We start from the raw sequence: 12,926 nt of genomic DNA on the forward strand, positions 1-12,926 counted from the left end.
ATCATTTTTCTTCGTATCATTGCAGATTATTATATTTATAATTTTATGGGGAAAAGATTTTTATTTATTGCTACTTGCATAACTTCGACACTATTACTGGCGACAAGTTGTTTAGAAAAAAATGATGTGTATGTTAAAATTCCAGCAGACCAGTTCTTCGATTTTGACTTAAACCAGAAGATAAACCTGTCTGTGGACTATGGCTTCAAAGGAAAAGACTATGTTGTCTTATTCGACCTCTACGACGAAAATCCGATAATAGAAAATGAAAACGGGGAACTTATCAAAAAAGACATCTCTCCTATTTATCGTGCCGCCACAGATAAAGATGGTAAATTTTCCGGAGAGATACAAATTCAATCTGCTCTGTCGGAGGTCTGGTTATACTCAGAGTATGCCGGCACACTTTCTCCCATTCAGTTAGAAGTTACTGATAACTCTATCATGTACAATCAGGAGAAATACATTGCAAAAGCAACAACCCGAGCCTTAACACCTAACAATCATCAATATCCTGACGGCTGGCTGACCTTGGGTGACTGGAGCGCTTTCGGAACTCCGACTTATCTAACACCCGGCAGAGTACTGCCTGATGCAAAAACGTTGTATAACATAAATGAGATCTTCGTCAAATACAATGGAACTGCTATGGAGCAAAGAGATTATGGAAAAGCATTTTTCGCTCCTGGTGTTAGCTCTGAGATAAAAGTCATAAAATCTACAAAAGTCTTCTTATGTTTCATCAGCAGTTCCGCCGCCTGGAACAACAGTGTCGGCTACTTTAGTTACCCTACCGGACAGGAACCCCAAAGTGTATCGGAAGTGCAGAGAATCATTGCATTCCCCAGTGCCACGTCTATTGCCCAAAAAGGTGCGACAGGAGCATTAGTTAGTGGAGACAGGGTGCAGTTGAAATATTGGGACGGAGAAAAATTCCAGGATGAATTTCCGGCAGGAGTAACCATCGGATGGTGGTTGCAAGGAATGGGATTCAATGCAGGAAATATTATACATAAAGTAGAGGGAAGATATAATAGCTTCTCACTTCCCCACCTAAATTCGGATGGGATACAACGAAGTATTTCATTAAGAGAGCCAGACTCTGACCAACTTGTAGCTATCGGATTTGAGGATAATAATGACTATCGTTACAATGACGCCACTTTCTATCTGCAAATAGAAGAGAAGGGAGCAATAGACGAAAGCAACACACCTACAATACCGGATGTCGGAAATCCACCGAGTAACACGGAGAACTTCACTACATACTATGGTACACTGACCTTTGAAGATCTTTGGCCATGGATGGGAGACTATGACATGAATGATGTGATGGTAGACTACTCATGCAAAGTATACAAGAACACGGTTAACAATAGAGTATATAAAATTGAGAATCAATTCATTCCACGTCATAATGGTGGTACACTCCAATCAGGATTTGGCTTCCAATTGAGTAGTGTCTCATCCAGTGATGTAAGTAATATAACAATAGACGGAACCGAACAATCCCAATATATGCAGGGAGCTAATCAGGAGCCTGGACAAAGTCATCCTACTTTCTTATTATTCGATGACATCAAAGGGGTACTTGAAAAGACAATCACAATAAGTTTTGAATTGAACGATCTTGAGGAAGCAAATGTCGTACCTCCATATAATCCATTTATCTTTGTAGAATCGGACAAAGGTAGAGGAAGAGAAGTACATTTGGTAAAATATCCTCCGACAGACAAGGCTGATTTCAGTCTATTCGGTTCAGGCAGCGATGCTTCACGCCCTGATGAAGGCCTCTACTACGTAATGAACAGGCTTAAATTTCCCTTTGCTCTGAATTTGGCAAGTATTAAGGATTTCCCCACACCCGATGAAAGTGTAAGAATAGACTTAGCTTATCCCCAATTCAACGATTGGGTAAAGTCTGAGGGAAAAACTAACAAAGATTGGTATAAGCATCCTGCACAATAGAGTTAGGAAACGAATCAATCCGATAACTCATCTTGGTCAAAAGCTCTCCATATCCATATCAAGTCCGCACTTGCTCCACTCCTATACGGGGAACAAAACAGTGGAGTTGATATGGAGCTGGTGTGGAGAAGATATGGAGTTAGTAAGGTGCAGATAATTTTGTTCCTTTTCTCGGTTAATAAAGAAAGTCTACTCCCAAAAAGAAAAAAAGAAAAAAAGTTCTGTTTTCTTACTGAGCTTTTCATCTGTTAGCTGTATATATTATAAAAGGCAGCCAGATGGACAAGAATATTATCACTCGAATTATTAGGAAATACTTATCCGGACGTTTCTCTTCCGATACAGAAGAAAGGGTTCAGAAATGGATTATTAAAGATAAAAATATTGAGGAAAAAGAAAAAGCCTCACTGGAATATTGGAATGAACTGGAAGCAAAAACCGATCCGGACACTGAACTTGTACTGGACAGAGTAAATCAAAGAATTGGATATAAAGAAATCGTTCACCGACCTTTCTATCAGAAATTGGCACGTATTGCAGCCGTTCTGATTCCACTATTTATGATGACAGGAGGCTATCTATATTATACCTCCACACAAAATAAATGGATTGAAATATCAGTTGCATACGGTGACAAGAAACACTTCTTATTACCGGACAGTTCTGAAATATGGCTGAATGCGGGAACTGTAGTCAAATATCCGAAAGAGTTCTCGAAAGTACAACGCCTTGTACACCTTGATGGCGAAGCTTATTTTTCTATTCGGAAGGACACAAGTAAACCGTTTATTGTAGAAACCTCCCAACTCTCAGTTAAAGTATTAGGAACTAAATTCAACGTAAAGGCTTACGCTGATGATGAACTGGTGACCACTACCCTGACAAGTGGAAAAGTTGAAGTTATCCCTCCCACTCAAGACCCACAGATACTAAAGCCTAATGAACAGTTGACATACGATAAAAAAACATCCGCCGTCAACATTACCGAAGTCTCCCCAACCGATACAGATGGCTGGATCACGGGCAAACTGATATTTTCCGATGCACCTTTCACCGAGATCCTGCAAACATTAGAAAGACGTTATAATGTGACTATCAATCACACAATGAACATTCCTGCCTCCAAACAATATACCGTCCGATTCCTTAAAAATGAAAATCTGGAAGAAATACTGTCTGTATTAAGTGAGATGATTGGCTTCAGTTATCAGAAGCAAGGAAACAAAGTAGAACTAATCAAAAAACAATAAAAAGAAACTGCCTATGAAGAAAAAGAACCGGATTGCAGCTTGAGACCCTCAACCCGGTTCTGAAATGCTAATGCTCTATTTGAAAGTGAACTAAAATAAAGTATCAACCATACAAAGATAATGCAATTTGAGTGCAGAACTTTCATGCTTGCATGAAAAAGTTCTGCCGAAATGCAGCTTATCTTATAAAAATGTACAATAATGAACCGAATAACCATTAATAAACAAATAAATAAGATACTCCTTTTTCTATTTTTTGCCTTTCTCTCATTTAATGCCACAGCACAGAATGACAGAAAGCAAATCACCATACAGAATAAAAACATATCACTGAAAGAAGCTTTTTCCGAGGTAGAACTACAAACCGGATACAGCATAGCCTATGAGTTGTCGACCGTAGATGTAAAGAAGAAAATATCCCTGTCATTAGAAAAACAGAGTATTGACGAGGCGTTATCGCAAATCCTGAAAGACACCCGGTATTCGTACAAAATAACAGGCTACCATATCATTATCACTCCATCCGACAACGAACTACAGAAATCCACCAAGGAAAAAACAGAGAGACCGACCCAAACAGTCAGAGGAATCGTACTGGATTCCAAAACCAATGCACCCATAGAGTTTGCTACTGTAAGAATTATGAATAGCGGTTCTTTGGGCAGTACAACAGATAGTCTGGGAAGATTTCGGATAGACCATGTTCCTGTGGGACGATGCAATATACAAACCTCCTATGTAGGATATAATGCCAATATTTTCAATGAAATACCTGTAACCTCTTCCAAGGAAGTATATATGGAAATCCCATTGGATGAGAATGTTCATTCGTTGGCGGAAGTCGTCATACAACCGGAGATAAAGAAAGATAAACCCCTGAATGCAATGGCCATTACCGGCGGACGTATGATCAGTATGGAAGAGGCAGGCAGATTCGCCAATGGCTTTGATGATCCAGCACGTCTGAGTTCTGCATTTGCAGGTGTGGCAGGAGATGTAGGAACCAACGCTGTAGCTATCAGAGGAAATTCACCCCAGTTTACCCAATGGAGACTGGAAGGTGTAGAAATTCCTAATCCTACTCACTTCGCTGACCTTACCGGACTGGGTGGAGGTTTTCTTTCGGCCCTGAGTACACAGGTGATCGGTAACTCCGATTTCTACAACGGTGCGTTCCCTGCCGAATACAGCAATGCGTTATCAGGTATCTTCGACATGCAAATACGAAATGGTAACAATCAGAAGTACGAACATACATTTCAGTTGGGTATTCTGGGTATTGACATGGCATCGGAAGGTCCGATAAGCAGGAAACATGGAAGTTCCTATATCTTTAATTACCGTTTCTCTACCACTTCCTTAGCCACAGGAAATGACATAAATCTCAAATATCAGGACTTGTCATTCAAGCTGAATTTTCCTACCCGGAAGGCAGGAACTTTCTCTATTTGGGGGATCGGACTGATTGACCGCTATAAACCGGAGATTCTCGACCGTAATGAATGGGAAACACAAGGTGACCGGCAATCCGGAAATACTACTTTTGATAAAGCAGCAGGAGGAATTACTCACAAGTATCTTATCAATGCGGATACTTATATCCGCTCTTCATTAGCCGCTACTTATGCAAAAGACCATACAGAAGCTGATCAGGTGACAGAAGACGATAAACTGGTCCATGTAGGAGATATCCGGAATTCCAAATGGGATATAGTTTTCAATTCTTATCTGAACAAGAAGTTCAACTCCAGCCACATCAACCGGACAGGTATCACAATCACAGGACTTAAATACGATCTGGATTACAAGATCAGTCCCAATTTCGGTTTAGATATACCTATGGAACAGATCTCAAAAGGAAATGGGGAAAGTTGTGTGTTCTCAACATACAGCAGTTCTGTCATCAACCTAAATAATCATCTTACCACCAGTCTGGGCATCACTGCGCAGTATTTCACCCTAAATAAGAATTGGACCGTAGAACCCAGAGCAGCTCTTAAATGGACTTTCAATCCGAAACATGCCCTGGCATTGGCATACGGTCTGCATAGTCGAAGAGAAAGACTTGACTACTACTTTGTGGAACAAGAGGTCAATGGAAAAACTGAATCCAACAGATACCTGAATTTTTCAAAGGCTCATCACTTTGGGCTTACATACGACTGGAATATCAACTCATATATGCACTTAAAAGTGGAACCCTATTATCAATATTTATTCCGTATTCCCGTTGAAGAGAATTCTTCCTTTTCTATCATCAACCATCAGAGCTTCTACCTGGAAAGAATATTAAAGAATAGAGGTTCCGGAGTGAACTACGGTATAGACATCACATTAGAACAATACATGAAAAATGGTTTCTACTATATGATAACGGCTTCTCTTTTTAAATCGAGATACAAAGCCGGGGACCATATCTGGCGCAACACACGTTTAGACAAAAACTACCTCCTAAACGTACTTGCCGGAAAAGAATGGATGGTGGGACGTAATAAACAAAATGTACTAAGCCTTAACGGACGTATCTTCTTCCAAGGTGGCGACCGCTACACTCCTGTAGACGAAGAGAAAAGCCTGATAGAACATGATATCAAATTTGATGAAACCAGAGCTTACAGCAAGAAATTTGATCCTTCTCTCAATGGTGATATTTCTTTCAGTTATAGAATCAACAAAAGGAAAATATCTCATGAGTTTTCCATTAAAATGCTAAATGTAGGTATGCGCACAGGTATGCACTTTTACCAGTACAACGAAAAGACCCATAAGATAGAGAAAGAAGACGGATCGGGTATGATTCCGAATATCAGTTATAAAATTTACTTTTAGTTTATGAAAGAGAACACTTATTGCTTACATCGTTTTATAGCGAAAATATTCTATTGAAATCCTGATAAAAGCAAAGAAGATGTATCAGGAAATTCCCCGGTACCGGAATGAATTATCATCCTTTGTATGAACTAACCGTTCACGACAGACGTTATATCAATAGAACTTTAAATACCAACGATCATGGAAAAGTATCTGATTCATAGTAATGAGTTGCATTTCATCAACAAGGAACGCATTCACAGGGAAGTAGAGAAAATGGTAGAGTCATTAGACATGGCAGCAGGTTCCACCAAAGGGTTCGACCTGTATACCGTAGTAGAAAGTTATTTCACTGATATCGAAAAGCGAAGGGAAATCAATCGCTTACTACATATAGAGAAAGATGAATGCGAAGCCATAGAGGAAGAACTCGGAGTATATGAAATGTGATTTACAATAAAAAATATCACGAGTATTAACTATAATGAATAAAGGGCATAACAACAATTTGTTATGCCCTTTATTCATTTACGGTAATCAATTCCAGACTACTATCAATCCTTTGCCTGATGTACCGTCAGCTGTGGGAAAGGGAAACCAATACCCTCCTTATTGAATACAGAGTAGATGGTCTTGTTCATATCGAAATAAACTCCCCAATAATCCTCGCTTTTTACCCAGGCACGGATAATCACATTCACGCTACTGGCATCCAGTGCATGAAGGGCAACAAAAGGAGCCGGATCACTGAGAATCCGCTTATCTTCGGCAATGATACGACGGGTCGTTTCTTCCACCTTATCAAAGTTTTCGCCATACTCCACACCGATTATCCATTCTACACGACGGGTAGCTTCACGACTGTAGTTAGTCACAGTACCACTACTCAACGCACCATTCGGGATATAAATAATCTTATTATCACCGGTAGTCAGGATCGTATGGAAAATCTGAATCTCACGAACCGTACCCGTGATGCCTTGGCTTTCAATCAAGTCACCTACTTTATAAGGGCGGAGCAGCAATACAATCAGACCACCTGCAAAGTTCTGCAAGTTACCGGACAATGCCATACCGATAGCCACACCGGCGGATGCCAGCAAGGCAGCAAATGAAGTCGTTTCCACTCCCAACTTACCGATAACGGCAATAATCAATAAGATAGTCAGCAAAATGTTCACCAGACTCTTTACAAAACTCTGGATACTGGCATCCACATGTCGCTTAGCCAATAAGCGGGCCAACATTTTATTAAGGAAAGAAATCAGGAAACGTCCTATAATAAAGATCAATACAGCACCAATGATATGGCCACCCGCATTTACTCCCCAGTCTATCAACTGTTGGAGAAATACCTGCAATTTACTAAAACCGTCTTCCACAACAGTTTCAGTTGCAGGAGCCGCTGCTTGTAAAAATAATAACATAATATTTGTTCGTTTGAAGTTAATAATTATACTTTCCCAACGGGATTGAGAAACACCCACCGGTTTACAAAAGTAACAAATATTTCCGATTATCGTTCACTCGATTTGCGTGTTTCAGCGAAAACGCTTAATTTTACCCCCGATTTCAACTAAGGGGTGCCCTAATATGACGGGCTGAGATCATACCCATTGACCTGATCCGGGTAGTGCCGGCGGAGGGAAAAGAAGAAAAGTTCCCCTTTTCTGTATTAATCTTTAATAGTTAAAATTGTAATGAGAAAACATGCAATGGCGGCCTGCCTGTTGATGGCAACGCTGGGTGTCTGTGCGCAGACGCATGAAAAAGACAGCTTGCGGGTGATAAGCCTGCAGGAAGTAGAAATTATCTCTACCCGTGCCACGGGAACCACACCTGTGGCGTTTACCAATGTCAGTAAAGAACAACTTAAAAAGCAGAATTTCGGGCAAGATATCCCCTATCTGTTGTCATTTACTCCGTCAGTACTGACAACAAGCGATGCAGGTGCAGGTATCGGTTACACAAGCATCCGAGTACGCGGAACAGATGCTACACGCATCAACGTAACCACTAATGGTATACCCATGAACGATGCGGAAAGTCATTCTATCTTTTGGGTAAATACTCCCGATCTCGCCTCTTCACTTCAGGACTTGCAGATTCAACGGGGAGCGGGAACTTCCACTAATGGTGCCGGAGCGTTCGGTGCCAGTATCAATATGAAAACACAAGGCATTTTGCCCACACCGTATGCGGAGTTCTCCGGCTCTTACGGCTCATTCAATACACATAAAGAAACCGTAAAAGTAGGTACGGGGCTCATTAATGGACGCTGGGGATTCGATGCACGTTTATCTAATATCCACAGTGACGGCTACCGTGACCGCGCCAGTGCCGACCTGAAGTCTTACTTTGTACAAGGAGGATATTATGGAGACAAGACTACTATAAAATTCATCACCTTTGGGGGAAAAGAAGAAACCTATCATGCCTGGGATGGTCTGGATAAGGAAACACTGGAAAACGACCGCAAATATAATCCCAATGGCGCCATAGAAGATGATAATGGAAACGTAATCGGATTTTATGATAACCAGATAGATTATTATCGCCAGACGCATTATCAATTGTTATTGAATCAGATATTGTCTACTTCGTGGAAATTGAACATAGCGCTACACTATACAGACGGCTACGGTTATTATGAGGAATATAAGAATAAGCGTACACTGATAGAATATGGCTTGGTAACCTTTGAAACAAACGGTACTACCATAGAGAAATCAGACCTTGTACGCCGTAAACTGGTAGACAGCCGTTTCGGTGGTGGAGTATTCTCTTTCGATTATAAAGGAGACAAATTGGATGCATCCATCGGCGGTGGCCTGAATTATTACAAAAACACCCATAACGGCAAGGTGGTATGGGTGAAGAATTATTTGGGTGAACTGAATCCTGACCATGAATATTATCGTAACATCGGACGGAAAACGGATGGCAACATCTACGCTAAGATAAATTATGAAATACTGGATGGAGTTAACTTCTATGCCGATATGCAATATCGTTATCTGCGCTATAAGATAAACGGCAATAATGACAAATGGGACTGGACAGCTGATCCGGCACATCTGCAACCGCTGAATATTGACGAAGATTTCAGCTTCTTCAACCCTAAAGCCGGCATATTCTGGAAGATAAACAATAATAATAATCTTTATGCCTCTTTCAGTGTGGCAAATAAGGAACCGACACGCAATAACTATACTGATAACTTATTTGCCGCACAGCCCAAATCTGAGCGGATGTTCGATTACGAAGTGGGATATACGTTCCGTAAAGGTTGGTTCAATGCAGGCGTCAACCTGTACTACATGGATTATAAAAATCAATTGGTACTGAACGGGCAATTGAATGAAATTGGTGAAGCCGTAGCAGAGAACGTGAAGGACAGTTATCGTATGGGGATTGAACTGATGGCAGGTGCACGCATCACAAACTGGCTGCGCTGGGATGTAAACGCAACATGGAGCCGTAACCGCATCAAGAATTATACGGAATATCTAAGTGATGTGAATGAGGACTGGAAAGATATGTACAGCGAAAGCTGGGGCATCTCTCAGACAACCCGATATATCGGCACTACTCCCATCTCCTTTTCACCGGACTTTATGGCAAATAGTCTCATCTCTTTGGATTATAAAGGTTTTAATGCATCTTTGCAAACGCAATATGTCAGCAAGCAATATTTAAACAATGCTCATCAAGAGGACTGTACACTGGATGCTTATTGTGTGAGCAACCTGAATCTCGGATATACTTTCAAACTGAAAGGATTGAAATCTGTTAATGTAGGTGTGACAGTTTATAATCTGTTTGACGAAACATACGAAAGCAATGGTTATGCATCGGGAAGTGCTGTATACGAAGGCCATGGAAAGAATCAGATAAAGGACAAAGACAGTAAACTGCTCTATACTTCCAATTACGCAGCCTACTATCCTAATGCAGGTATCAATGCGCTGGCACATATTACGCTGAGTTTTTAAGATATGGAACAAACTCTTGAAATTATAGGAACCATCGTCGGTCTTGTCTACCTCTGGTTAGAATACCGGGCGAATATCTATCTTTGGATAGCGGGCATCATCATGCCTGCTATCTACATTTTCGTCTATTACGATGCCGGACTGTATGCTGATTTCGGAATAAATATCTATTATCTGGGGGCAGCCATCTACGGTTGGATGATGTGGAAATACGGCAGTTTTGTAAAACGAAAACTCCATCTACGTATCAAAGAAGGACAGCAGGAACTTCCCATTACCCGTATGCCGATAAAATATTACCTGCCCCTCGGCATTGTATTCGCCGTCACTTTTGTCGGCATTGCCTGGATACTCATTCGTTTCACCAACAGTAATGTACCCTGGCTTGATTCTTTCACCACTGCCCTCAGTATCGTAGGCATGTGGATGCTGGCACGTAAATATGTAGAACAATGGTGGGCATGGATTGTGGTGGACATTGTCAGTGCAGGGCTCTATGTTTACAAAAACCTCAATTTCACAGCAGGACTGTATGCCCTTTATACAATAATCGCTATCTTTGGCTACTTCAAATGGAAGAGGATGATGGAAAGAGTGGTAGAGTGATAAGGTAGTAAGGTGATAAAAGAAACAATGATGAAAGAAAATAATAATAAAAATTCAGTGGAACTCTGCATTCTCTGTGGTGAACCGGAAGCAGTAATCTTAGCCAATGGTGATTATCCGGCCCATCCCATACCTTTGCAGGTACTGGCAAACGCTCCTTATATCGTTTGCTGTGATGGCGGTGCAGATGCTTATATAGATTGCGGCAACGTACCTGATGTTATTATCGGTGACGGAGATTCCCTGAGTGAAGAGAGCCGCCGGAAATATAGTCATATTCTTCATTACATCTCCGACCAAGAAACCAACGACCAGACTAAAGCCGTAAACTTCCTTTTATCACAAGGTAAAAAAAACATCGCTATCGTAGGAGCCACAGGCAAACGGGAAGACCATACTTTAGGAAATATCAGCCTGCTCATTGATTATATGCGTACCGGAGCTCATGTCCGCATGCTGACCGATTATGGCATTTTCATTCCCTGCCATGATACCTGTTCTTTTCCCAGCCAGCCGGGCCAACAGATTTCAATCATAAACTTTGGCGCCCATCACCTGCGAGGTGAAGGCTTGGTATACCCTCTCAGCGACTTCACCAACTGGTGGCAAGGTACACTGAACGAAAGCACGGAAACAGAATTCACCATTCACGCAGAAGGGGAATACTTGGTAGTGATAAACTATTAGTGATTAGTGATTAGTGGGCTGCGCTATTATTCCGCATGGCACTAATCACTAATCACTAACCCCTAATCACTATTTTCTCCTCTCCGCTACCTCCACAAAGTACACGCTCAAACATATCATCCCGATAGCCACCCCCTGTTCCCAAGTAAAGCGGTCCTGCCCCACGATATAAGAAACGACAGTCGTCACAATCAGTATCAGATAGCCATACATGGCCACTACGGTTGTCTTCAGATATTTCAATCCGATGGGCATCAGCCAATAACTAAGGTAAGTAGGGAAAATAAGAATGAATGCCAGAACCACCCACGGCATCCAGTGCCAAGTTCCATGTGCTGCGTCGGCGAACAACGGCGCGTCCCAGCCCAGGATAGTAGATACCACCAGACCGGACAGCGCCGCGCCCCCAAACACATATTTCATTACGGTCACCAAGCCGATCTCTTCCAGCAATTTCTTACTCAGAATCAGATAAATGGCAAAAAATACCGAACTGAGCAGGCACAACATGTTACCTGTAAAGGCATCATGTGCCAAGTCATCGCTGCCTTGGGTCAAGATACACAGCAATGCACCACCGAAACCGAGGGAAATACCGATAATTTTCATCAGTGTAGCCCGTTCGTGCAGAAAGAGAACGGAGATAAGAAACACCCAGATGGGTTGCAGGGAATTGAATATGGCACTACTGACAGGTGTCGTCTTACTGATACCCAGCAAATAGCAGAACATAAAACCATACATGCCGAATGCCCCCAAGCAAATTAACCCGATACGCTGCCGCCGTGTGATAGGTGCTTCTTTCACAAACCATCCTGTCAGCCAGAACGCCACAGCAGCAAAAATACAACGTACCGTAACACCCGTCAATGCCCCCATCCACACGGGCAGCAGGAATTTCAGGGCATTCATATTCAATCCCGCAAATATTCGCGAGACTACCAAACTTAAATTGGCTTCCAGCTTCTTATCTTTCATTCGGATATCGCAATTTTGGTTTCAAGGCAGACAACACAGAGAAAAGAAAATTGTTCAACGTGCATGGATATTCCAAAACTATTCGTATCTTTAGGATGTTCTATGAAAAACAAAAAAGAATAGCCCTATGAAAAGTAAAGAAGAAAAAGACACACTGCGTACCGAAACGCAAGATGAACCTAAGAGCAAAGAACAAGTGCTCATATTCTCTCATCAACTGCGCCGGGAAGTTGAAACTGCCTGCTGCCAATTGGATAACCGCGAAGGACAGAATAACTTAACAATAAACAAGGAGGTAGCAGAATGGCTAAGCAAGTAATATGGTCGCTCGTCGCCAAGAAACAGTTGAAGGAAGCATTCCAGATACTAAAACTAAAGAATGGGAATAATGAGGTTGGTGAAGTGCTCTATGTACAATTACAGAACATATTACACCGTATCAGTATGAATCCGTTCATCGGACAAACAACAGAAGTAGAAAATATACGCTACATCATTCCTCACCCGGGATATACACTTTTCTATCGACATAGCCTCAAGAAGATAGAAGTTGTTGTACTATGGGACAACCGACTAAAAATGGGGGAACTGAAGGTGATCCCTAAAAAGGAATGAGATGTAAAAAAAGTAA

General features: G+C 41.6%; 11 protein-coding genes and 1 riboswitch. Of the genes, 9 read left to right on the forward strand and 2 right to left on the reverse strand.

The features are described 5' to 3' along the window. Positions 1-126 precede the first annotated feature (126 nt). The 4 genes from DW036_RS16950 to DW036_RS16970 all read left to right on the forward strand — a co-directional run bounded on the left by DW036_RS16950 (position 127) and on the right by DW036_RS16970 (position 6,479). A complete protein-coding gene (locus tag DW036_RS16950; RefSeq protein ID WP_233560478.1) occupies positions 127-1,968 on the forward strand; it encodes an LruC domain-containing protein in 1,842 nt (613 codons plus the stop codon). 278 nt (positions 1,969-2,246) lie between these two features. Continuing rightward, positions 2,247-3,218 (forward strand): FecR family protein, encoded by a 972-nt coding sequence (locus DW036_RS16955; RefSeq protein WP_118465429.1) that lies wholly within the window; start codon positions 2,247-2,249, stop codon positions 3,216-3,218. Between the two features lie 201 nt (positions 3,219-3,419). Then, on the forward strand, positions 3,420-6,047 hold the full coding sequence (locus tag DW036_RS16965; RefSeq protein WP_118465430.1) for a carboxypeptidase-like regulatory domain-containing protein: 2,628 nt from the start codon (positions 3,420-3,422) through the stop codon (positions 6,045-6,047). 183 nt (positions 6,048-6,230) lie between these two features. Beyond that, on the forward strand, positions 6,231-6,479 hold the full coding sequence (locus DW036_RS16970; protein WP_118465431.1) for a hypothetical protein: 249 nt from the start codon (positions 6,231-6,233) through the stop codon (positions 6,477-6,479). A gap of 104 nt (positions 6,480-6,583) precedes the next feature. Here the strand turns inward: DW036_RS16970 and DW036_RS16975 are convergent, their stop codons facing one another. After that, a complete protein-coding gene (locus tag DW036_RS16975) occupies positions 6,584-7,456 on the reverse strand; it encodes a mechanosensitive ion channel family protein (RefSeq protein ID WP_118222869.1) in 873 nt (290 codons plus the stop codon). A 142-nt stretch (positions 7,457-7,598) separates the two neighbouring features. Continuing rightward, positions 7,599-7,695, forward strand: a riboswitch (TPP riboswitch). Between the two features lie 34 nt (positions 7,696-7,729). Here DW036_RS16975 and DW036_RS16980 point away from each other — a divergent pair. Genes DW036_RS16980 through DW036_RS16990 form a run of 3 tightly spaced genes read left to right on the forward strand, consistent with a single transcriptional unit; the run spans position 7,730 to position 11,317 of the window. Beyond that, entirely contained in the window at positions 7,730-10,024 is a 2,295-nt protein-coding gene (locus DW036_RS16980; protein ID WP_118465432.1) for a TonB-dependent receptor, read from the forward strand. A 3-nt stretch (positions 10,025-10,027) separates the two neighbouring features. Next, positions 10,028-10,630: a nicotinamide riboside transporter PnuC gene (gene pnuC / locus DW036_RS16985; protein WP_118465433.1), complete on the forward strand. Its 603-nt coding sequence runs from the start codon at positions 10,028-10,030 to the stop codon at positions 10,628-10,630. A gap of 30 nt (positions 10,631-10,660) precedes the next feature. Further along, entirely contained in the window at positions 10,661-11,317 is a 657-nt protein-coding gene (locus DW036_RS16990) for a thiamine diphosphokinase (protein WP_118465520.1), read from the forward strand. Positions 11,318-11,386: 69 nt separating this feature from the next. On the opposite strand, the gene DW036_RS16995 is transcribed toward DW036_RS16990, so the two are convergent. Continuing rightward, the gene (locus tag DW036_RS16995; protein ID WP_118465434.1) at positions 11,387-12,295 is read right to left on the reverse strand and encodes a DMT family transporter; all 909 of its coding nucleotides are present in this window, start codon (positions 12,293-12,295) and stop codon (positions 11,387-11,389) included. A 127-nt stretch (positions 12,296-12,422) separates the two neighbouring features. Between DW036_RS16995 and DW036_RS17000 the strand changes: the two genes are divergently transcribed. Together DW036_RS17000 and DW036_RS17005 are read left to right on the forward strand one after the other, a co-directional pair. Then, positions 12,423-12,614 carry a hypothetical protein gene (locus tag DW036_RS17000; protein WP_118465435.1) on the forward strand — a complete coding sequence of 64 codons (192 nt, stop codon included), beginning with the start codon at positions 12,423-12,425 and terminating at the stop codon, positions 12,612-12,614. Continuing rightward, positions 12,599-12,910, forward strand: coding sequence for a type II toxin-antitoxin system RelE/ParE family toxin (locus tag DW036_RS17005; protein ID WP_009131995.1), 312 nt, complete (start codon positions 12,599-12,601; stop codon positions 12,908-12,910). Before DW036_RS17000 ends, DW036_RS17005 begins: the two co-directional genes overlap by 16 nt. The last annotated feature ends 16 nt before the right edge of the window (positions 12,911-12,926 follow it).

The organism is Bacteroides sp. AF39-11AC (genome assembly GCF_003474285.1).
Classification (GTDB): domain Bacteria; phylum Bacteroidota; class Bacteroidia; order Bacteroidales; family Bacteroidaceae; genus Bacteroides.

Bases quoted from the DNA above. Each gene is read 5' to 3' on its own strand.
- DW036_RS16955 (WP_118465429.1), top strand. From the start codon at position 2,247: ATGGACAAGAATATTATCACTCGAATTATTAGGAAATACTTATCCGGA.
- DW036_RS16965 (WP_118465430.1), top strand. From the start codon at position 3,420: ATGAACCGAATAACCATTAATAAACAAATAAATAAGATACTCCTTTTT.
- DW036_RS16970 (WP_118465431.1), top strand. From the start codon at position 6,231: ATGGAAAAGTATCTGATTCATAGTAATGAGTTGCATTTCATCAACAAG.
- DW036_RS16975 (WP_118222869.1), bottom strand. From the start codon at position 7,456: ATGTTATTATTTTTACAAGCAGCGGCTCCTGCAACTGAAACTGTTGTG.
- DW036_RS16980 (WP_118465432.1), top strand. From the start codon at position 7,730: ATGAGAAAACATGCAATGGCGGCCTGCCTGTTGATGGCAACGCTGGGT.
- pnuC (WP_118465433.1), top strand. From the start codon at position 10,028: ATGGAACAAACTCTTGAAATTATAGGAACCATCGTCGGTCTTGTCTAC.
- DW036_RS16990 (WP_118465520.1), top strand. From the start codon at position 10,661: ATGAAAGAAAATAATAATAAAAATTCAGTGGAACTCTGCATTCTCTGT.
- DW036_RS16995 (WP_118465434.1), bottom strand. From the start codon at position 12,295: ATGAAAGATAAGAAGCTGGAAGCCAATTTAAGTTTGGTAGTCTCGCGA.
- DW036_RS17000 (WP_118465435.1), top strand. From the start codon at position 12,423: ATGAAAAGTAAAGAAGAAAAAGACACACTGCGTACCGAAACGCAAGAT.
- DW036_RS17005 (WP_009131995.1), top strand. From the start codon at position 12,599: ATGGCTAAGCAAGTAATATGGTCGCTCGTCGCCAAGAAACAGTTGAAG.